The sequence below is a fragment of the Micromonospora sp. NPDC049049 genome (assembly GCF_040649115.1).
GTDB lineage: Bacteria > Actinomycetota > Actinomycetes > Mycobacteriales > Micromonosporaceae > Micromonospora.
Map to the genome: position 1 here is coordinate 183515 of NZ_JBEZEX010000005.1, position 20176 is coordinate 203690.

At 71.5% G+C, this 20176-nt stretch carries 18 protein-coding genes; 6 read left to right on the plus strand and 12 right to left on the minus strand.

All coding sequences use genetic code 11. The features are described 5' to 3' along the window. Positions 1-16 precede the first annotated feature (16 nt). The 4 genes from AB0B68_RS08085 to AB0B68_RS08100 all read right to left on the minus strand — a co-directional run bounded on the left by AB0B68_RS08085 (position 17) and on the right by AB0B68_RS08100 (position 7090). Entirely contained in the window at positions 17-1864 is a 1848-nt protein-coding gene (locus tag AB0B68_RS08085) for a S9 family peptidase (protein WP_357258494.1), read from the minus strand. Further along, entirely contained in the window at positions 1865-3643 is a 1779-nt protein-coding gene (locus AB0B68_RS08090) for an N-acetylglutaminylglutamine amidotransferase (protein ID WP_357258497.1), read from the minus strand. 98 nt (positions 3644-3741) lie between these two features. Further along, positions 3742-6411, minus strand: coding sequence for a carboxylate--amine ligase/circularly permuted type 2 ATP-grasp protein (locus AB0B68_RS08095; RefSeq protein WP_357203975.1), 2670 nt, complete (start codon positions 6409-6411; stop codon positions 3742-3744). Between the two features lie 112 nt (positions 6412-6523). Further along, the gene (locus AB0B68_RS08100; protein ID WP_357258500.1) at positions 6524-7090 is read right to left on the minus strand and encodes a DJ-1/PfpI family protein; all 567 of its coding nucleotides are present in this window, start codon (positions 7088-7090) and stop codon (positions 6524-6526) included. Positions 7091-7143: 53 nt separating this feature from the next. Here AB0B68_RS08100 and AB0B68_RS08105 point away from each other — a divergent pair, with 53 nt between their 5' ends. After that, a complete protein-coding gene (locus tag AB0B68_RS08105) occupies positions 7144-8088 on the plus strand; it encodes a DJ-1/PfpI family protein (RefSeq protein ID WP_357258503.1) in 945 nt (314 codons plus the stop codon). Positions 8089-8212: 124 nt separating this feature from the next. On the opposite strand, the gene AB0B68_RS08110 is transcribed toward AB0B68_RS08105, so the two are convergent. The 5 genes from AB0B68_RS08110 to AB0B68_RS08130 form a co-directional block, all read right to left on the minus strand. Then, positions 8213-9565 carry a cellulase family glycosylhydrolase gene (locus AB0B68_RS08110; RefSeq protein ID WP_357258507.1) on the minus strand — a complete coding sequence of 451 codons (1353 nt, stop codon included), beginning with the start codon at positions 9563-9565 and terminating at the stop codon, positions 8213-8215. A gap of 176 nt (positions 9566-9741) precedes the next feature. Next, entirely contained in the window at positions 9742-9942 is a 201-nt protein-coding gene (locus AB0B68_RS08115) for a dihydrofolate reductase family protein (RefSeq protein WP_357203968.1), read from the minus strand. Positions 9943-10012: 70 nt separating this feature from the next. Next, positions 10013-10579 carry a helix-turn-helix domain-containing protein gene (locus AB0B68_RS08120; RefSeq protein WP_357258510.1) on the minus strand — a complete coding sequence of 189 codons (567 nt, stop codon included), beginning with the start codon at positions 10577-10579 and terminating at the stop codon, positions 10013-10015. A 4-nt stretch (positions 10580-10583) separates the two neighbouring features. Next, entirely contained in the window at positions 10584-11144 is a 561-nt protein-coding gene (locus tag AB0B68_RS08125; protein WP_357203964.1) for a carboxymuconolactone decarboxylase family protein, read from the minus strand. 32 nt (positions 11145-11176) lie between these two features. After that, positions 11177-11536, minus strand: coding sequence for a hypothetical protein (locus tag AB0B68_RS08130; protein ID WP_357203962.1), 360 nt, complete (start codon positions 11534-11536; stop codon positions 11177-11179). Positions 11537-11708: 172 nt separating this feature from the next. Between AB0B68_RS08130 and AB0B68_RS08135 the strand changes: the two genes are divergently transcribed. After that, entirely contained in the window at positions 11709-12686 is a 978-nt protein-coding gene (locus AB0B68_RS08135; RefSeq protein WP_357258513.1) for an aldo/keto reductase, read from the plus strand. Here AB0B68_RS08135 and AB0B68_RS08140 read toward each other — a convergent pair. Next, the gene (locus AB0B68_RS08140; RefSeq protein ID WP_357258516.1) at positions 12683-13450 is read right to left on the minus strand and encodes a DUF2071 domain-containing protein; all 768 of its coding nucleotides are present in this window, start codon (positions 13448-13450) and stop codon (positions 12683-12685) included. The two genes, AB0B68_RS08135 and AB0B68_RS08140, sit on opposite strands and share 4 nt — an antisense overlap. A gap of 166 nt (positions 13451-13616) precedes the next feature. Between AB0B68_RS08140 and AB0B68_RS08145 the strand changes: the two genes are divergently transcribed. From AB0B68_RS08145 to AB0B68_RS08155, 3 genes are all read left to right on the plus strand, one after another. Further along, positions 13617-14540 (plus strand): sigma-70 family RNA polymerase sigma factor, encoded by a 924-nt coding sequence (locus tag AB0B68_RS08145; RefSeq protein WP_357258519.1) that lies wholly within the window; start codon positions 13617-13619, stop codon positions 14538-14540. Positions 14541-14654: 114 nt separating this feature from the next. Beyond that, entirely contained in the window at positions 14655-15539 is an 885-nt protein-coding gene (locus AB0B68_RS08150) for an alpha/beta hydrolase (RefSeq protein ID WP_357258522.1), read from the plus strand. 120 nt (positions 15540-15659) lie between these two features. After that, a complete protein-coding gene (locus AB0B68_RS08155) occupies positions 15660-16121 on the plus strand; it encodes a DUF5709 domain-containing protein (protein ID WP_355423851.1) in 462 nt (153 codons plus the stop codon). A 54-nt stretch (positions 16122-16175) separates the two neighbouring features. Here the strand turns inward: AB0B68_RS08155 and AB0B68_RS08160 are convergent, their stop codons facing one another. Both AB0B68_RS08160 and AB0B68_RS08165 read right to left on the minus strand, forming a co-directional pair. Continuing rightward, positions 16176-17756 carry a DHA2 family efflux MFS transporter permease subunit gene (locus AB0B68_RS08160; RefSeq protein WP_357207481.1) on the minus strand — a complete coding sequence of 527 codons (1581 nt, stop codon included), beginning with the start codon at positions 17754-17756 and terminating at the stop codon, positions 16176-16178. 221 nt (positions 17757-17977) lie between these two features. Further along, on the minus strand, positions 17978-18553 hold the full coding sequence (locus AB0B68_RS08165; protein ID WP_357258527.1) for a DinB family protein: 576 nt from the start codon (positions 18551-18553) through the stop codon (positions 17978-17980). A gap of 198 nt (positions 18554-18751) precedes the next feature. On the opposite strand from AB0B68_RS08165, the gene AB0B68_RS08170 reads away from it, so the two are divergent. Next, complete coding sequence (locus AB0B68_RS08170) at positions 18752-20176, plus strand: aldehyde dehydrogenase family protein (protein ID WP_357258530.1); 1425 nt, start codon at positions 18752-18754, stop codon at positions 20174-20176.

The window sequence follows — 20176 nt, forward strand, 5'->3', positions numbered from 1 at the left end:
GGCGCAGGATAACGCCTCAGCCGACGACGGTCGCGGTCGCGGCGAGGTGCCGGGTGAGCCAGCCGGTGGTGGCCGTACGGGCCGCCTCGGCGTTGGCCCGCGACAGGAAGTCGTGCCCCTCCCCGTCGAGCACCAGGTGCCCGTGCGGCACACCCCGGTCGGCGAGGGCCTGGGCGACCTGGGCCGACTCGCCCGCCGGCACGTTGGTGTCGTTGGCGCCGTGGATCAGCAGCACCGGCACGTCCAGCCGGTCGATGTGGGTCAGCGGGGAGAGGTCGCGCAGCAGGTCGGCTTCCCGCTGCGGGTCGCCGTACTTGCTGACCGCGGCGGCGGCGATCCACGGCTCGGTGCCGGCGAAGAAGGTCCGGAAGTCGGAGATGCCGCACTCGGCGACCCCGGCGGCGAACAGACCGGGGAAGTTCACCAGCACCGCGAGGACCAGGTAACCGCCGTAGGAGCGGCCCAGGACGCCGAGCTGGCCGGGCCGGGCGACGCCGGCGGCGACGAGGAAGTCGGCGCAGCCCGCCACGTCGGCGATCGCGCCGTAGCGGCCGGCGAGGTTGTCGGCGGCGACGAACGACCGGCCGAACCCGGACGACCCACGGACGTTGGGCGCGAAGACCGCGATGCCCTGCGCCACCAGGGCCTGGAACAGCGGGTTGTAACCGGGACGCTCCTGCGCCTCCGGGCCACCGTGCAGGCTGATCGCCGTCGGCCAGGGGCCCGGCCCGGCCGGGCGGTAGAGCCAGCCGGAGAGCGGCAACCCGTCGCGGGCCCGCAGGTCGACCAGTTGCGGCGCGACACCCGCGTTGTCCGTACGCGGGACGCCCGTGTCCGGCCGCAGCGGGCGCGGCGCCCCGGTCGACGGGTCGACCAGCCACACCTCCCGGGGCTGCACCGGCCCCTGTGCGGTGAGGCAGAGCAGGCCGCCGTCGGCGGCGAAGACGGCGTCGCCGAGCACCTCGCCGGGGGCGGCGACGGCCCGCTGCACACCGCTGGCGAAGTCGAGCAGGCTCAGCTCGCTGCGCCCGCCGTAGGTGTTCCACAGCAGCGCGCCGCGCTGACCGTCCGCGCTGGGCGTGACGTGTTCCAGCTCGGCGTCCGGTCGTCCGGCGAGCCGGGTCGGCGGCTGCTCCGGTCGGGTCAGGTCGACCCGTACCAGCGCGGCGAGTTCGGAGTACGCGTCGGTGCGGGCCAGCACGCTCGTTCCGTCCGGGCCGAACCAACCCTGGTCGGTGCTGCCCCGCCCGGTGTCCGGGCAGAGCCGCCGGCGGACGCCGGTGGCCACGTCGAGCACCTCCAGCCAGCGGGCGTTACGGGGGCCGCGGCGCAGCAGCGCGGTGCCCGCGTCCGGGGTCACGTCCAGGAGGGTGAGCAGGTCGCCCTGGGCGAGCACCCGCCGGTGCCCGGTGGCCGCGTCGACAAGCAGGGCCTGCCCGTGCTCGTCGGTCTCGGTGACCGCCAGCACCGCGCCGTTCGGCAGCCAGCCGGCCAGCGCGGCGCTGCGGCGGCCGAACCCGGCAATCTGGTGGCGTCGCGTGCCGTCCGGGCGCAGCACCCACAGCTCGGTGCGGGGCGCGCCACCGGGGGCGACGACACAGGCCAACCACTGGCCGTCCGGGGACCAGCTCAGCGCGAGAACCGGTTCGTCGCCGACGGGCAGCGCGACGGGCGCACCCGCGTCGACCTCGCAGACCCAGACGCCGGGCGTGCCGGCCCGGTCGGAGAGGAACGCCACCTGGCGGCCGTCGGGGGACGGCGCGGGGGCGAAGTCCTCGCTGATCGGCACCGGTGGTGACACCGGCCGGTGGCTCGCGGGTCGGGGCCGCCGGGTGGTGCGCGGCGGCTCAATCCGTACGCTCATCTAAACCCCGATCCGCTGCAACCAGAGCTCCAGCAGTCCCAGCTGCCAGAGCGCGTTGGAGCCCAGCGTGGTCCGCCGGGCGTTCGGCGCGTCCAGTAACTCCTCCAGGTAGTCCTTGCGGAACAGGCCCCGCTCGCGCGCCGGCCGCGCGGTCAGCGCGTCCCGCACGTCGTCGAGCAGTGGACCGGAGAGGTGCCGGATGGCGGGCACCGGGAAGTAGCCCTTCGGCCGGTCGATCACCTCGTCCGGGACGATGCCCCGACTCGCGGCCTTCAGCACCCCCTTGCCGCCCTGCGCGAGCTTCATGCTCGGTGGGCAGGCAGCGGCCAGCTCGACCACCTCGTGGTCGAGGAACGGCACGCGGGCCTCCAGCCCCCAGGCCATCGTCATGTTGTCGACCCGCTTGACCGGGTCGTCGACAAGCATCACCAGGCTGTCCAGGCGCAGCGCCGCGTCCAGCGCGGTGTCCGCGCCGGGCGCGCCGAAGTGCGCGGCGACGAACTCCAGGCTGGCGTCCTGGTCGAGCATCCACTCGGGCGCCAGGTGCCCGCCGAGCGCCTCGTGGCGACGATCGAAGAACACCCGGGCGTACGCCTCGACGGCGTCCGCGCGGGCCACGTTGGCCATCGGCGGGTACCAGTCGTAGCCGGCGAGGATCTCGTCGGCGCCCTGTCCGGACTGCACCACTGTGATGCGCTGCGAGACCTCCTCGGAGAGCAGGTGGAACGCGACGCAGTCGTGGCTGACCATCGGCTCGCTCATCGCCGCGATGGCCCGGTGCACGGCGGGCACGAACCGCTTCGCGCCGATGCGGATCTGCTGGTGGTCGGTGTCGAAGTGGCGGGCCATCAGGTCGGAGTAGTGGAACTCGTCGCCGCTCTCCCCCGCCGCCGCCTCGAAGCCGATGCTGAAGGTGGCCAGGCCGGTCTGGCCCTGCTCGGCCAGCAGGGCGACGATCAGACTGGAGTCGAGACCGCCGGAGAGCAGCACGCCGACCGGCACGTCGGCGACCATCCGCCGTCGTACGGCGGTGCGCAACGCCGCCATGAGCCGTTCCTGCCACTCGTCGGCGGACATGGTGGGGGCGGCGGCCCGGTTGAACTGCGGCCGCCAGTAGGTGGTGTCGGCGCTCCGGCCGTCCGCGGTGATCACCCGGACGGTGGCCGGCGGCAGCTTCCGGACCCCGGCGAGGATCGTGCGCGGTGGCGGCACCACCGAGTGGAAGCTCATGTAGTGGTGCAGGGCCACCGGGTCGAGGTCGGTGTCCACCTCACCGGCGGCGAGCAACGCCGGCAGGGTCGAGGCGAAGCGCAGCCGGCCCGGCCCCTCGGCCAGGTAGAGCGGTTTGATGCCGAGCCGGTCCCGGGCCAGCACCAGGGTGTGCGTGGCCAGCTCGACCAGGGCGAACGCGAACATCCCGTAGAACCGTTCGACGCAGGCCGTCCCCCACCGGTGGTACGCCTTGAGGATCACCTCGGTGTCCGAGGTGGACCGGAAGGAGTAGCCGGCGGCGGTCAGCTCGTCGCGCAGCTCCCGGTAGTTGTAGACGCAGCCGTTGAAGACCACTGCCAGACCCAGCTCGTGGTCGACCATCGGCTGGGCGCCCGCGTCGGACAGGTCGATGATGCGCAGCCGGCGGTGAACCAGGGCCACCGACCCCTGCTGCCACCGACCCTCGCCGTCCGGGCCACGGGAGGCCAGGGCGGGGAGCATCCGCTCGACGGCGGCCAGGTCCGGTGGCGCCCCGTCGAGGCGGAACTCGCCTCCGATACCGCACATGGCTCACACCTCTCATCGGCTGGATCCGCTGGGGGCGCTGACCGGTCCAGGCTTGGCGGACCGGGTTGCGTCCCGATGACGGGTGGGTCAAGCGTCGGTTACGCCGACGGTTCGTCGGCTCCACCGAGCAGCCAGGTGTCCTTCGAACCGCCGCCGCGCGACGAGTTGACGATCATGCTGCCGGCCGGCGCCACCCGGGTCAGCGCCACCGGCGCGACCTCGGCGGTGTCACCGAGGAACACGAACGCCCGCAGGTCGACGTGGCGGGGAGCCAGCGCGGTGCCGTCGAAGACCGGGTGGGTGGTCAGCGCGATCATCTCCTGGGCGATCCACCGGTGCGGGGCAGCGAGGATCTGGTCCCGGACGGCGTCCAACTCCTCCGCCTCGGCGCGGGGGCCGATCACCACCCGGTCACCGCCGTACCCGTCGACCGGCTTGAGGACCAGTTCGTCGAGCCGGCCCAGCACCTCGGCCCGCTGTTCGGGCAGCCCACACAGGTACGTCGGCACGTCCCCGAGCAGCGGCTTCTCGCCCAGGTAGTACTCGATCAGCCGGGGCACGTACGCGTACAGCGCCTTGTCGTCACCGACGCCGTTGCCCAGCGCGTTGGCCAGTGTGAGCCGCCCGGCGTGCACGGCGGCGAGCAGCGGCCAGCCCAGCGGCACCCCGTCCGCGCCGGGCGCGTGCAGCAGCGCCTCCTCGTCCATCCGCAGGTAGATCACGTCGACCTCGCGGCGGCAGCCCTCGCGGACCAGCCGGACCCGCCCCTCCTCCACCAGCAGGTCGCTGGTCTCGGTCAGCGGCACACCCATCTCGTCGGCAAGCAGCCGGTGCTCGAACCACGCCGGATCACCGGGGCCGCTGCTGAGCACCACCACGGCGGGGTCGTCGGCCGCGGCGGGCGCGGCGGCGACCAGCGCCCGGTACAGCATCGCCGGCGTCTCGTCGGCGGGCAGCAGATCCGCCGGTACCGGCAGCTCCGGCAACACCGCCTGGGTCAGCCGACGGTTCTGCACCGCGTAGCCGATCCCGGAGGGCACCCGCAGGTTGTCCTCCAGCACGTACCACCCGCCGTCCGGGTCCCGGACGAGGTCGGTGCCGGACACCTGGGCGCGGGTGCCCCGCCGGCCCATCAGCGCCCCGGTCGGGCGCAGGCCGGGTGAGGACTCCACCACCCACGCCGGCACCACACCGTCGGCCACCACCGCCCTATCGGCGTAGACGTCACGCAGGAACGCGTCGAGGGCGCGGGCGCGTTGCACCAGGCCGGTACGCAGGGTCCGCCAGTCGGCGGCGGGCACCACCCGGGGCACCAGGTCGACCGGGAAGAGCCGGGTGCTCGCCTCGCCGGCCACGCTGAACGTCACGCCCCGGGCCCGCTGCTCCTCGTCCCGGTCGTGTTCGCGTCGACGCAGGGCCCCGGCGCCGAGTTGGCGTAGGGCAGCGAGCATCGGGGCGTACGCCGGCTGCGGTCCGGCCGGTCCGAAGACCTCGTCGCCGGCGTCGGCGTACGTGGGCAGCGCCGGCGGCGTCGGCGTACCCGGCAGCGGCCCGCGGACCCGACCCCGGGTCTCGTCGAGCAGCAGGTCGACCACGTCGGCCAACCGGCCCCGTCGTTCGTACGCCCGCCGCTGCCGGGCGGCGGAGCTGCCGCGTTCCAGCGCGTACCGAGTCAGCTCGCTGACCTGTTCCCAGTCCCCGGTCGCCTCCAACTGTGGGCGCAGGTCGCTCACCAGGCGGCGGACCGCCTGGGCGGCCGGCACCGGTCGGGCCGACCGGGGCAGGTCGAGCAGGTCACCTTCCAACCCCGAGCGGGCCGCCCGCCACACGGCGGCGCGCAGCACCGGTGGTCGCACGGCCGTACGCTCCACCCCGGCGCGCAGGGCGGCGACCTCCCGTCGGACGAGCGCCCGGAACAGACCGGTGAGCAGGACGATGGTCTCCACGTCGGCGTTGGCGTCGGTGATCCGCAGCTCCACTGTGGGCACGTGCGCCGACGGTCGGACGTCGAAATAGATCATGGCGGGGTCGGTGATGGTCTCGGAGGAGATCAGCTCGGCGACCAGCGCCTCGTGGTCCGCGGCGCTGGTCACCTCGCCCGGGTCACCGGCGGTGGGCCACCGCTGCCAGACCAGGGACCGCACGCTGGCGTAGCCGCTGTCCTGGCCCATCCAGTACGGCGAGCTGGTGGAGAGGGCGAGCAGCACCGGCAGCCACGGCTGGACCCGGCGGGTGACCGCCACCGCCAGGTCCCGGTCGGAGACGCCGACGTGCACCTGCGCTCCGCAGATCAACTGCTCCCGGGCGAGCATCTGGTACTCGTCGAGCATCCGCCGGTAGCGGGAGGTGGGGGTGACGCTGGGATCGCCGTCGGCGCGCAGCGGCACCGTACCGGCCGCCACGATGCCCAGACCGGCCCGGTCGGCGACCTGGACGGCCGCCTGACGCAGCCCGGTCAGCTCGGCGCGGATCTCGTCCAGGGTGCGGCAGACCGCGGTGTTGGTCTCCACCACGCTGCGGTGCAACTCGGCGGTGAACGAGGCCGCCGGCAACCGGTCGAGCAACTCCCCGGCGCGGGGCACCAACTCCCGGGTGTGCAGGTCGACGACGTGGAACTCCTCCTCCACCCCGATCGTGGCCAGGTCCGCCGGGTCACCGTCGTCCAGCGACAGGACCGGATTCGGACGGGGGGCGGGCAGCGTCCGGCCGTTGCCGGACCGGCTGACCGGCTCGTCGTACGTCGGCGCGTTCGTGGTGTTGTCGGCCATGGTCACCCCGGTTCGCGTGTCGGTGGTCTGGCTGTCCGACGAGCGTTCCCAGGGTTGGTACCGGGGGTGTTTCCGGCGCGTTAAGGTGACGCGCCCGTTCTGTCCGCGCTGCTCAGCGCTGCGCGTCCCGGTACTCGATGGTCGCGGCGACCCGGTTGGCGGTGGCGGCGCCCAGTTCCCGTTCGGTGAGCCACAGCCCCAGATCGAGGCCGGCCGACAGCGCGCCAGCGGTGACCCGGTCACCGTCGTCGACCACCCGCTCGTCGACGACGCTGACGTCGTGGGCGCGCAACTCGTCGTACGCGTTGCGGTTGGTGGTCGCCCGCCGGCCGGTCAGCAGGCCGGCGGCGGCGAGTAGCAGCGCACCGGTGCACACCGACGCCATCCACTGCGCCGATGCCGCCACTGCGGCCAGCTTCGCCGGCAGCACATCGCGCTGCGCCTGCGCCCAGGCACCCTCGGGTGCCCGGTTCAGCCATCCGCCACCCGGGACGATCACGCCTTCTGCCTGACCCAGCACCTCGGGCACCTGGAGTTGGACACCACGCATGCTGGTGACCAGCCCCGATCGTTCGACCGCGACCAGCGCCACGTCGAAGCCAGCCATCGACAACACCTCGAACGGTCCGAAGACGTCCAGTTCGTCGAAGCCGTCGAACACCACGATCTCGATCCGCATACGGCCCAGGATCTCCTGCCGACCGGGCGGCGGCGAGTGGCATCCTTGCCACCATGCGTAAGCATCCTGCCAAGCATCGGGTCGTCGTCCTCGCCCTACCCCGGGTTGTCGCCTTCGATCTGACCATCGCGACGCAGGTGTTCGGCCATGAGGGCCACGGCCGGTACGCGATGACGGTGTGCGCAGTGGACGGTGGTTCGGTGTCCACCACCACCGCGGGCCTGGAGCTGACCGTCGCCGCGACGCTCGACGCGCTCGACGACGCCGACACGGTGATCGTGCCCGGATTCCGCCGTGGCCCGGCACCGCCGCGTGCCCTCGATGCGTTGCGGCACGCACACCGCCGTGGCGTCCGCATCGCGTCGATCTGCACCGGCGCCTTCGCGCTGGCCCAGGCCGGTCTGCTCGACGGCCGCCGCGCGACGACCCACTGGGCGCACGCCGATGCGCTCGCCCAGGAGCATCCAGGGATCGTCGTGGACGCGAGTGCGCTGTACATCGACGAGGGTCAGGTGATCACCAGCGCCGGACTCGCCGCCGGTCTGGACATGTGCCTCTATCTCGTCGGCCGCGACCACGGGCAGGCTGCCGCCATCCAAAGGGCTCGCCACATGGTCACACCGCTGCACCGAGCCGGTGGTCAGGCCCAGTTCATCCCGGTCGGCGTTCCGGGTGAGGACGACGAGTTGGCCGAGATCATCACGTGGGCGAGCAGCAACCTGCACCGCCCGATCACCGTCGCGGACCTTGCCCGGCAGGGTGTGATGTCCAGCCGTACGCTGCACCGCAGTTTCCGGAGCCGGTTCCGGATGAGCCCACGAGCGTGGCTGATCCAGCAACGGCTGCGGGCCGCCTGCGCCCTGCTGGAGAACGGCGGGATCACCATCGACGAGGTCGCACGGCGTACCGGCCTGGGCACGGCGACAAACCTCCGCGCGCATTTCCAGCGGGCTTTCGCCACCACCCCTACCGCGTACCGGCGGGCCTTCACACAGTGACCGTCCGACGGTGGCCGTGGCGCGGTGGTGGTGACAGCCGGTGATGTCGGGGTGTCCCACCGGCCTGGACACCCCGACATCAGCAGTCTCGATTCGATCAATCCCGGTCAAGGAGCCGCCGGGGTCACCGCATGTTGGCCACCACGAATGGCGCGTGGCCGTGCAGGTAGTTGGTCCACCCACCGGTCACCGGCGCTCCCGGGCTGAGCAGGTTGGTGGTGTCGGTGCCGACGTCGAGCTTCCAGGCCGTCCAGGAGACGCCGTTCGCCTTCATCCAGTCGATCCAGGACTGCGCCTCCGGCAGGCAGGCCCGGCCGTCGAGACCGCCATCGGCGTTGCTGGCCCCCCACTCCGTGACGAACAGCGCCAGACCCGCACGGATCGCCGCATCGCCCTTGGCACGCAGCGACGCCCCGTGCGTGCAGGAGTAGAAGTGCAGGGTGTACATCAGGTTGGTGCCGGTGACCGGGCTGGCCGCCGCGACGTCCACGTCCTGTGACCAGGTCGGGGTGCCGAGCACGACGATGTTGTCCGGGTCGGCGGCGCGGATCGCGGACACCACGGCCTGGTGGTACGGCTTGATGACGTTGGTCCAGCTGACCTGGAGTGGCTCGTTGTAGGGCTCCCAGATGACGTTGGGCAGGTGGCCGTACCGGCGGGCCAGGTCACCGAAGAACGCCACCGCCTGGGACTGGTTGTTCTGCGCCTCGTGCGCGTGCCAGTCGACGATCACGTAGACCCCTGCGGTGACCGCGTTGTTGATGATGGTCTCCACCTGCGCGCGGGCCTTGTTCGGGTCGCTGAGGTACGCCCCCGCCGGCTCCACCCCCATGGCCGCGCGGATCACCTGGAGGTTCCAGTTGTCCCGCATCCAGCGCAGCGCGGAGAGGTTCTCGGCGTACGGGGCGGTTTCCCAGTTGAGCCACATGCTGCTGATGCCCCGTAGCTGCACCCGCGCGCCGTTCTTGTCGCACATCGTCGTGCCGCAGACCCGCAGTTGCCCGTGCCGCTCGACCGGCGTGCCGGTGGTCGGCGGCGGGGTGGTGGGCGGCGGGGTGGTGGGCGGCGGGGTGGTCGGGGGCGTGCCACCGCCGCAGGACGCGCCGTTCACAGTGCAGTTGAGCGGGGTGCCGGTGCCGTTGGCAAGGAAGCCGAACGACGTCGACGCGCCGGCACCCAGAGTGCCGTTCCACACCACGTTCCTGAAGGTGTAGTGGCTGCCTGAGGTCGTCTGCTCGGCGTTCCACGACTGGTTGATGCTCGTGCCGGCCGGCAGGTCGAACTCGACCCGCCAACTGGTGATCTGGGCGGACGTGTTGTTGGTGACGGTGACCTGCCCCTGGTAGCCGTTGCCCCAGTTGTTGGTCACGGAGAACACGGCGGTGGCCGCGCTGGCCGGGGTGGCGGCGGCCAGGGCCGCCCCACCGGCGAGCAGGCCGGTGACGGCCAGGGTCGTGACAAGTCTCAGTGTGCGCATGCGGAACCCGCTTCGGATCGACGGTGGTGGTCTGAGGCGGGGCGGCGCCTGGGCGCACAATATCGATCAATGACTATGGGAGCAAGGTGGGAGCAGTGGCCGGAGGGCTCGGCACGGGGGCCCCACACCAGGCCCCGGCCCCGATCAGGCCCCCCGGCGCTCAGGAGGCTCGGCGCTCAGGAGGCTCGGCGTACCCGGTAGGCAAGGTGGGTGACGCCGTCGCCCTCGACGACGCTGAACGGGCCGTCCAGCTGAAGTGGGGCGATCTTCAGGTCGCCGAAGAGCGGGACGCCGGCACCGAGCAGGACCGGGACGAGGTCGACGTGCACCTCGTCGAGCAGGCCGGCCTCGACGAGGCCGGCTGCTCCGGCCCTCAACCCAAGGTCGAAGCCGGCGCACCGTCCTCGACACGTCGGCCGAGCCTTCCCCCAGTGTCGACCGAAGCCGTCAGGGCCGTAGGGCGTTGAGCACGAGGTCGGCGTACCGGCGCCACACCGCCGGGTCGCGCTCGTCGAGCACGATGAGCTGCCGGACCGCTCCGCAGAGGATCACCCGGATGTCCTGCTCGCCGGCGTCCGGGCGGATCCTCCCGGACGCTCGGGCTGCCGCCACCAGCTGCCCGATCAGGGCCAGGATGCGCGCGGCGGGCACCAGCCTGCCCTCGAAGAACGCGTCGGCGAGGACCCGGTCGCGGGCGAGGCGTCCGAACAGGTCGGGCACGAAGGAACACCACTCCCGGTACGCGTCGGCGCCGTCGAGCGCCGCCCGGACGCGCTGCTCCAACTCCTGGAACTGCCGCTGGACGACCGCGACGATCAGGTCATCCTTGCTGGGGTAGCTGCGGTAGACCGTCGCGCGTCCCACTCCGGCCCGCTCCGCCACCTGCGGCACCGTCACCTGGAGGCCCTGCTCGGTGAAGAGCTCCCGGGCGGCGGTGATGACCCGCTCGTGGTTGCGACGGGCGTCCAGACGCCGATGGGGAGTCTCCGGGTCGCTCGGCGTCGGTGGGGTCATGGCCTCAGTCTGCCCGCTCGGTCTCGTCGGTCAGCAGCGGCTCGTCGCCGTACACGGTGGTGAGTTCGACGTTGAGCACCGTGGCCACCCGTCCGAACGACCAGTAGTAGCCGATCACCTGGAGCACCTCGACGATCTCGCGCTCGCTGAGGATGTGCCGCACCTGGTCGAAGAGGTCGTCGGAAACGCGTGGCGACCGCACCACCTCGGCGGCGAACCGGATGAGCGTCCGGTCGTACGCCGGAAGGCCCGGGTTGTCGATGTCCCGGCTGCTGATGATCTCGCGAGTGCGCTGGTCGACGCCGGCCGCCTCGGACAAAGGGCCGTGCTGGGCTGCCACGAACTCGCACCCGGCGTACTGGGCCACCGTCAGGATGACCAACTCCCGCGAGCGGGCGGGCAGCTCCAACGAGGTGAACTGCGCCCTCGCGAGCTGGATGAAGAGCTTCACGGTGCCGATCGAGTGGGTCATCATCTTGACCATCGGATCGGGCGGCAGGGCGGACAGGAAGTCGCGGACGTCGGTGGGAATCGCGTTCGGGTCGGGGTCGGTAAGGCGGGGCATGACTCTCTCCTGTTTCTGGTCGTCGAGGTGGGTCAGGCGGGCAGGTCGAAGCCCGTTTCGCTGAGGTGGCGGAACCGACCGTCCTCGGCGTACGACCCGAAGATGGCGATCTCCCGCTTGGCGGTCGACCCGTCGGCCATGGTGATCTCGAAGACGTGTCGTTCGGCGTAGCGGAGACCGTCGCGCAGCTCGTCGAGGACCCGCACGGTGCCGCTGACGATCTGACCCCGTACCTGGGTCACCATCTCGACGAATCCGGCCCGGTCGAGGGTCTCGCCGTCGCTGCGGTGGGTGTAGTCGGGGGCGTAGAACTCGTCGAGCGCCTCGGTCAGGTCGCGCGTCGGCTCGAAAACCACCGCACGCAGGGCGTCGCTGATCAGTACCGGTTTCATGGGGCTCCTCGTGGGTCACAGTGGGACACATCCGGACTCGTGGGTCCGCTTAATCTCCACCGTACCGGACTCCCGAGTCCACTTCCCGGTGAGTGTCGTCACGTACCCCGGGGAGCGGCTGTGCCCGCCACGGCGGGTGCGGGTCCGCCGCTCCGGTCGTAGCGTGGGGCGCATGCGAACCACCACGCTGGGCAGCACCGGACCCGAGGTCGGCGTCATCGGCCTCGGCTGCATGGGCATGAGCCACGGCTACGACATCACCGGCCCTCGCGACGACGACACGTCGATCGCCGTCATCCGCCAGGCACTGGACCTGGGCGCGACGCTGATCGACACGTCCGACGTGTACGGGCCGTACACCAACGAGGAGCTGGTCGGGCGGGCGCTGGCCGGCGGGCACCGGGAGCGGGCCGTGCTGGCCACGAAGGTCGGCCTGGTGGCCACCTCCCCCACCGGCGGCCCCGGCAACTCACCGAAGATTGGCAACAACGGCCGCCCGGAGCACATCCGGGCGGCGATCGACGAGAGCCTGCGCCGGCTCGGCACCGACCACGTCGATCTCTACCAGCTGCACCGGGTCGACCCGGAGGTGCCCATCGAGGAGTCCTGGGGCGCGATGGCCGAGGTCGTGGCGGCGGGCAAGGCCCGGCATCTCGGGTTGTCCGAGGTGACTGTCGCTCAGATCGCGCGGGCCCAGGCGGTGCACCCGGTCGCGTCGGTGCAGTCCGAGCTGTCGCTGTGGACGCGCGACCCGTTGGCCGAGGTGTTGCCGTACTGCGGCGAGCAGGGCATCGCCTTCCTGCCGTTCTCCCCGCTCGGTCGCGGTTTCCTCGCCGGCCGGTTCACCTCGTTCGACGACCTGCCCGCCGACGACTTCCGGCGTGGCCTGCCGCGCTTCCAGCAGGACGCGCTGCGCGCCAACCTCGCCATCGTCGCCCGGGTCCGGGAGATCGCCGACCGGGCCGGCGTCAGCCCCGCGCAGGTCGCCCTCGCGTGGGTGGTCGCCCAGGGTGACCGGGTCGTTCCGATCCCCGGCACCAAGACCCCGAAGTACCTGGTGGACAACTGCGCTGCCGCTGACGTGCGGCTCAGCGCCGAGGACCTGGCGGACCTGGACGCGCTGCCCGCTCCCGAAGGTGGCCGCTACTAGTCCTGCCGCTCTGACGGCCCGGCACCACGCGGCCGGGCCGCCACCGGCGGGCCGAACCTGACCCCGACACCTGGCGAGTAGAGCACGCTCACCGGTGGCCCGACCTGCGCCGGCAGCCCGGCGGCGGCGACCAACTCGTCATCGAGGTGCAGCACCTCGGCCCGGTGCAGTGGCCAGCTCGGATGCCAGTTCGGCAGGTGCAGCGTGCGCCCGTAGGCCCGGGTGTGCAGCCCCCAGCGGGCGGTGACGAAGTGTTCCAGCGGGGTCGGCTCGACGATCCGCTCCCCTACCCGCACCACCATCCGGCTCGACGCGCCCGCCGGCCCCGGCCACCGTCGCCGGCAGCGGTAGGTGCGACGGTCGCCGTCGCGATCCAACCGCATCGACGACCAGAGGTACGGCAGGCGCAGCGTCGCCCGCGCCACCAGCACCGGCACCAGGCGGGACGCGTCGAGCGACCGGAACACGACCGCTCGTCGGCCGGCGTCGTCGATGGAGTAGAGCCGGACGTTGGTCTCTGCGAACGTGCCGAAGTACGGCACCCCCGGGCCACGGCCGAAGCCCAGCCCGACCATCCGGAAACCGATCAGGCCCACGTAGCTGACCCCGTCCACGGTGTCCGGACGGGTGCCGGCGGGCAGCAACGGCGCGACGAGGGCCGGAGCGACGGCCCAGTGCAGGAAGGTGAGGTCCTCCCAGCGCTGCCGCAGCAGCGTCCAGGGAAACGCCTGCCGGGGTGCGTGGTCTACCGGTTCGGGGTGCACGCTCCCCATCGTGGCTCAGACGGTGGGCCGGCGTGACCCCAGGCGGGCGCCGATGGTCAGCACGCCTCGTAGGACGGTCGGCGGCCCCGGGCATCGGCACGCCGGTCCGCCGTACGCTTGATGGAGCACAAGCGTTCAGAACAGGTGTTTCGGGGAGGAACTGGGCGTGACGCAGAGCGACGCGGAGCTGGTGGTGCTCGCGCAGGCCGGAGACCCGGCCGCGCTGGGGGCGCTGCTGGCCCGGCACGAGGCCGGGATGCGGGCCGTCGCCCTGAGCGTCCTCGGTTACGGGCCGGACGCCGAGGACGCGGTGCAGGACACCATGGTCGTCGCCCTGCGTCGCATCGGCGAGGTCCGCGACCCGAGCGCCGTCGGCCCCTGGTTGCGAGCCATCGTCCGCAACAACAGCAGGATGGCGTTGCGCGGGCCCAGGGCCCTCCCGGTCGCCGAACCCGAGTGGTTCACCCGCCCCGCCGACACACCCACCCCGGAGGAGGCGCTGGACCGGGCCGCGACGAGCGACTGGTTGTGGCACTCCATCGGGCAACTGTCCGAACCTGACCGGCTCGTCACCCTGCTGCGGTACTTCAGCGACGCGTCCTCGTACGAGCAGATCGCGGCCGTGTGTGGCGTGCCGGTCGGCACCGTCCGCAGCCGCCTCAGCCACGCCCGCCGGGCGCTCGCCGGCGGCCTGCGGACGACGGCGGACGCCGCGCACACGGACGTCGCCGCCTCGAACGACTCGCGGTGGCGGGCGGGCCGCGACATGATCACCACGGCGATGGGCGGTAACTTCGAGCGGGTGGTCCGCGAGAGCTGGTGGCCGGACGCCGAGATGATCGTGCCTGGCGGCCCACGCGGTGGCCGTGACCTGGCGATCAGCGGCATGGACCGCGACCTGGCCGCCGGGGTACGTCAGCGGCTGCGCAACGTGGTGGGCAGCGGCGACGTGCTGATCTGGGAAACGGACCTGATCAGCCCACCCGACGACCCGGAACACTGCCCACCCGCGGCACTGTGGTTGCAGGTGCTGCGCGAGGGCCGCGTACGCCAACTCACCCTCTTCCACCCCGTGCCCGCGCTGGTCTGAAAAAACTTTCTCCGACCGAGCGAACTTTCCCCGCGACCCGCGCATCTGGTCTGCGTCATGCACCAGTTGCCGTGTCGGCGGACGCCGCGCGGGTCTCGGATCGGGAGATAGTTCATGGGTTTCACCAGCCACGACGTCAGCGCCCTCGCACCCGGTGCCCACACGTTCACAGTGGATGGCGTTCGGCAGGTCTACCACGTCGCCGGCACCGGCCCGGTCTGCGTAGCGCATTCGGGTGGCCCGGGCATCGAGTGGGCGTATCTGCGCACGCCCAGCCTTGAGACGCACTTCACGATGGTCTACGTCGAGCCGGTGGGCACTGGCGCGTCGGGGCAGCTCGACAACCCCGCCGATTACCGTCTCGACACGTATGTCCGGTTCCTGCACGCCGTCGTCGAGCACCTCGGCGAAGACCGGGTGTACCTCCTCGGGCACTCGCACGGTGGCTTCGTCGTCCAGCGGTACGCGCTCGCCCACCCGGACCGGATCTCCGGCCTCGCCCTGTACGACACCTCACCCGTCACCGGCGCCGAGTTCTGGGGCGAGGCCATGGCCGGCCTCGCCGCCTACCCGCAGCGGCACCCGGACCGGCCGGAGGCAGCGGCGGTCCCGGCTGCCTTTGCGCAGATCGGCGGCGCGACGGACGACGAGTCGCTGGGGGCCGCACTGCGCGCCGCCCTGCCGGTGTACTTCGCGGACTTCTGGGACCGACAGGACGAGTTCGCCCCGTTTCAGGCGGCTGTCCGGATCTGGGCGACGCCGGCCGGCGCGCAGGACCCCACGCCCTTCGACGTGCGGGAGAACCTCGGTGAGATCACAGTGCCCGTCGTGGTGATCGTCGGGACGTACGACTTCATCTGTGGTCCTCGCTGGGCCGAGCAGTTGCACGCGGGGCTTCCGGACTCGCGACTGGTGACGCTGGAGCGAAGCGGACACTTCGCGCACATTGAGCAGCCGGTGGAGTTCACCGACGCCGTAGCGGAGCTGCTGAAGCGTTGACCCACAGCGGTGCCGCCCGCCCGAGGTCCGTTCGTCACAGCGGGCAGACCTCGGGGTGCGGGTGCGTTGCACGGTCATAAGCTGATCGCTTTGCTGCACCGTGACGTAGAGGAGACCGCCGTGAGCCAGACCGAACGGATGGATTCCGTCGACGAGTGGAACGTGGCCGAGGACGACGGGGTGCTGGACGCCTCCGACACCCTCGACGACGACCGGGTCGGCGACCCCCTCGACACCGGCATCATCGCCGAGGACCACTGGACGGCGGCAAACCGGTTCGGCACCACGCCGGCCGAGGAGCGGGCGGGTGAGTCCCTGGAGCAGCACCTCGCCCAGGAGGTGCCGGATGTGGACCCGTACGCCGAGGGTGGCGACGACGAGGACGAGTTGACCCGCCGGGGGTACGAGGCGGAGGCACGCGCCGGCCGTCTCGTCGCCTACGACGAGGGCGTCCGCGAGGACGACGAGGCCGAGTCGGTGGCGTGGGACGCCGGCATCGACGCGGGTGCCGCCAGCGCGGAGGAAGCGGCGATCCACCTGGTCGAGGACCCGGACGGGCCCGGCGACGGTCCGTTGCGCTGACGCCGTACCCGCCGCGCTCGGCACCCGGTGGGATGACGAGCGCGGCGGGGTCGGTCAGTGGATGACGACGGGCGTCCTGACCTGCTCGCCCTGCGGGTCGTCGAGCTGCGCCGGCTGACGTCGGCGCGGCAGGAACGCCGCCGGGATGATCGTGAGCACGACCAGCGCGAACGCGACCCAGAACGTGCTCGCGAACGACTTGGCGGCGAAGTCCAACCCGCGCTCGATGATCGACGGGTCCACCGGCATCTGCTGGAGCAGCTCCGGCCGCTGCTGGGAGGCGATGGCCAGCCCGGCTTCGGTGATCGGCTTGCCGCTCTCGTCCACCAGCCCGGGGATCGGCCGGGAGCCGTTGAGCTCGTTGGTGAGGATCACCGACATCACGGCTGCGCCGACCGAACCGCCGATCTGCTGGAGGATGTTGACCAGCGTCGAACCGCGGGCCACCTCCTGTGCCTGCAACGTCCGCAGCGCCGACGTCATGATCGGCATCATCGTGCCGCCCATGCCCAGACCCATCACGAACAGCGAACCGCCGAGCAGCCAGTACGAGGTCTGCGGGTCGACCTGGGTGAAGCCGAAGAACCCGACGACGATGAGCCCCAGCGCGAACGGGACGGTACGCCCGATCGGCACCCGGTCGGCCAACGTGCCGGCGATCGGCATCGTGATCATCGCGCCGATGCCCTGCGGGGCCATCAGCAGGCCGGCGGCCAGCGTCGACTCACCGCGCACCTGCAGGAAGTAGCTCGGGAACAGCAGGCCGGCGCCCATGAACGCGATGATGAACACGAACATCGTCACTGACGCGATGGTCAGACTGCGGTTGCGGAACAGCCGCAGGTCGAGCAGCGGGTGCCGGGGCTTGAACGAGTAGAGCACGAACGCCACCACCAGCGCGCCGCCGACCAGCATCGGGGCCCAGACCTTGGCCTCGGCGAAGGTGCCCGCCTCCGGCAGGGACGAGACGCCGTAGAGGAACAGCGCGAGACCCGGCGAGAGCATGAGCATGCCGACGAAATCGAACGACTCGGACGGCTCGGGCGCGTCCTTCGGCAGCGCGAACTGCGCGTAGATAAGGGCGATCAGGCCGATCGGCAGGTTGATCAAGAAGATCCAGTGCCAGCTCGCGGTGTCGATCAGCCAACCACCGAGGATCGGGCCGCCGATCGGTCCCAGAAGCATCGGGATGCCGAGGACGGCCATCAACCGACCGATCCGGTGCGGACCGGCCGCCCGGGTCATGATGGTCATGCCCAGCGGCATGAGCATGCCGCCACCGAGGCCCTGCAGGACCCGGTAACCGATCAGCTCGCCGATCGTGTCGGCCATGGCGCAGAGCCCCGACCCGATCGTGAACAGGGTCAGCGCCACCATGTAGAGCCGCTTGGTGCCGAACCGGTCCGCCGCCCACCCGCTGAGCGGGATCACGGTCGCGAGCGCAAGGGTGTAGGCGGTCATGGTCCAGGCGACGCGGGCGTAGGACGCGTCGAACTCACTCTGGAATTTGGGCAGCGCCACGCTGACCACCGTCACGTCGAGGATCGACATGATCGCGCCAAGGACGACGACGCCCGCCACCTTGAGCACCGCGGCGTCGAGTTTGTCCGATGTCGCGAGAGATTGCTGTGTCACTAACTCTCCTGAAGTCGATTGAGCCGGCCGACGGTGGGCGGTGGCGGCGATGCCGCGCCAACCGGGCGCGGGGCGCGACGTGCCAGGACGACGACGCGCGGAGGAAGACTAACCGCCCTCTGTGACGATTCGCCGCCGGATTTCGTGACGGACCGGCCGCGTATCCGATCGGCCGTGCGAACTGTGGCCGGACGTCGGGGTGGCAATCAGCCGGCAGAGAACTAGCTGCTGCCCCGGCTGGCGTCGAGGGCAGCCTGCTCCACTCGCCGACGGTGGTCCCGCCACCATGACTCGTCCACGGGGGGCAGATTGTCGTGCCTGGGCAGCAGCCCGGCCGTGCCGTCGATGAGTTCGCGCACGATGTCAGCGTGGCCTGCGTGCCGCTGGGTTTCCGCGATGACGTGGACCAGGACATGGTGCAACGTGACCGCCGCATCGCCCCACCACGGCACGTGGCCTATGTCGTGCAGTGCGAGGGCTTCGATGGTGGTGTCGGCGTGGGCGATCGCGCGCTCGTACAGCGCCACGATCTCCTCGCGGGTCTCATCCGCACTCGCCCACATGTCGGCATTGGTCTCCGCCCCGTCACCGACATACGGCAGTTCCTGCTCGAACGGACGGCCGAACACGACGCCGAAGTAGAGGATCTCCATGGTCGCCGAGTGCTTCACCAGACCGAGCAGGTTGGTAGCGGTCGGGGTCAACGGACGCCGAATATCGTATTCGCCGAGCCCGTCGAGCTTCCACAGCAGCGACTCACGGCCGCCCTTCAAGTAACTGAGCAGATCCGCCTTCATCGCGGCACTATGACATCCGGTCGGGTGTCGGCGTTGCCCCGAGCAGTCCGCGAAGCTCCCGATCGGCAGGACACGCCACCCAGCCACGCCGCTGCTGGGGGCACGGCCAACCCGACGTGCGGGGCCCCAGCCAGGGATCGCCGAACCGCGGATGAACCGCACCTGGTTGGGGTTCGGCAGCGGTGCGACGGTCGGTCCATGACACCTTCCACCTACACCGTTGCCGGCCACTGGATCGGTGGCGAGACCGTCACCGGCTCCGCCGGCACCCTTCCCGTCGTGAACCCGGCCACCGGCGAGGTCGTCGCCGAGACCCCGGCCGGCACCGCCGCCGACGTCGACCGCGCCGTCGCTGTCGCCCGAGCCGCCTTCCCGGCCTGGTCGGCGACCACCCCGCGGTACCGGGCAGACGTGCTGCGCCGCCTCGGTGCCGGCCTCGCCGCCCGCACGGAGGAGATCGCCCAGGCGATCACCGCCGAGATGGGCTCTCCGATCGGCATGTCCCGGACCGCCCAGGTCGCGTTTCCGGCCGCCGTGGTCGAGTCCATCGCCGGCCTGGCCGACGACTTCGCCTGGACCGAGGAGGTCGGCAACTCGCTCATCGTCCGCGAGCCGATCGGCGTGGTCGGCGCGATCACGCCGTGGAACTTTCCGCTTCAGCAGATCGTCTCCAAGCTGGCACCGGCTCTGCTCGCCGGCAACACGATGGTCTTCAAGCCGTCCGAGAACGCCCCGCTGACCGCGCGCATCCTCGCCGAGGTCGCCGCCGAGGCCGGCGTACCGGCGGGTGTCTTCAACGTGGTCTACGGCACCGGCGCGACCGTCGGCGAGGCGATCTCCGCCCACCCGGACATCGACATGATCTCCTTCACCGGCTCCACCCGGGCAGGACAGCGGATCTCCGCGGTGGCCGCGGCGACCGTCAAGCGGGTCGCGCTGGAGCTGGGCGGCAAGGGCGCGAACATCATCCTCGACGACGCCGACCTGCCCACCGCTGTCGAGCGGGGCGTGATGATGGCGTTCAGCAACGGCGGTCAGGTCTGCGGCGCGTGGCCACGGATGCTGGTGCCCGCCTCCCGTCAGGACGAGGTCGTGACGTTGGCCGTCGAGGCCGCGAAGCAGTACACCGTCGGCGACCCTGGCGACGAGGCCACCCGGATCGGCCCGATGGCGTCCGAGGCCCACCGGCAGAAGGTCGTCGGCTACATCGAGCGGGGTACCACCGACGGCGCTCGGCTCGTGTTCGGCGGCCCACAACGGCCCGAGGGGCTGACCGTCGGGGCCTACGTCCAGCCGACGATCTTCGCTGACGTCGATCCGGCCTCCGCGATCGCCCAGGAGGAGATCTTCGGCCCGGTGCTGACGATCATCCCCTACGCCGACGAGGAGGAGGCCGTTGCCATCGCCAACGGCACGCTGTACGGCCTGACCAGCGGCGTCTTCGGTGAGCCGGAGCACGCGCTGGCGATCGCCCGGCGGCTGCGCGTGGGCCAGGTCGACGTGAACGCCGGCCACTGGAATCCGCTCGCCCCCTTCGGCGGCTACAAGCACTCCGGCAACGGCCGCGAGTTCGGCCGCTTGGGGCTGGAGGAGTTCCTGGAGACCAAGTCCATCCAACGCTGA

Coding starts and splice junctions, on each gene's coding strand:
- AB0B68_RS08150 (WP_357258522.1), top strand. CDS start 14,655: ATGGGTTTCACCAGCCACGACGTCAGCGCCCTCGCACCCGGTGCCCAC.
- AB0B68_RS08125 (WP_357203964.1), bottom strand. CDS start 11,144: ATGCCCCGCCTTACCGACCCCGACCCGAACGCGATTCCCACCGACGTC.
- AB0B68_RS08165 (WP_357258527.1), bottom strand. CDS start 18,553: ATGAAGGCGGATCTGCTCAGTTACTTGAAGGGCGGCCGTGAGTCGCTG.
- AB0B68_RS08105 (WP_357258503.1), top strand. CDS start 7,144: ATGCGTAAGCATCCTGCCAAGCATCGGGTCGTCGTCCTCGCCCTACCC.
- AB0B68_RS08135 (WP_357258513.1), top strand. CDS start 11,709: ATGCGAACCACCACGCTGGGCAGCACCGGACCCGAGGTCGGCGTCATC.
- AB0B68_RS08120 (WP_357258510.1), bottom strand. CDS start 10,579: ATGACCCCACCGACGCCGAGCGACCCGGAGACTCCCCATCGGCGTCTG.
- AB0B68_RS08100 (WP_357258500.1), bottom strand. CDS start 7,090: ATGCGGATCGAGATCGTGGTGTTCGACGGCTTCGACGAACTGGACGTC.
- AB0B68_RS08110 (WP_357258507.1), bottom strand. CDS start 9,565: ATGCGCACACTGAGACTTGTCACGACCCTGGCCGTCACCGGCCTGCTC.
- AB0B68_RS08170 (WP_357258530.1), top strand. CDS start 18,752: ATGACACCTTCCACCTACACCGTTGCCGGCCACTGGATCGGTGGCGAG.
- AB0B68_RS08095 (WP_357203975.1), bottom strand. CDS start 6,411: ATGGCCGACAACACCACGAACGCGCCGACGTACGACGAGCCGGTCAGC.
- AB0B68_RS08130 (WP_357203962.1), bottom strand. CDS start 11,536: ATGAAACCGGTACTGATCAGCGACGCCCTGCGTGCGGTGGTTTTCGAG.
- AB0B68_RS08090 (WP_357258497.1), bottom strand. CDS start 3,643: ATGTGCGGTATCGGAGGCGAGTTCCGCCTCGACGGGGCGCCACCGGAC.
- AB0B68_RS08085 (WP_357258494.1), bottom strand. CDS start 1,864: ATGAGCGTACGGATTGAGCCGCCGCGCACCACCCGGCGGCCCCGACCC.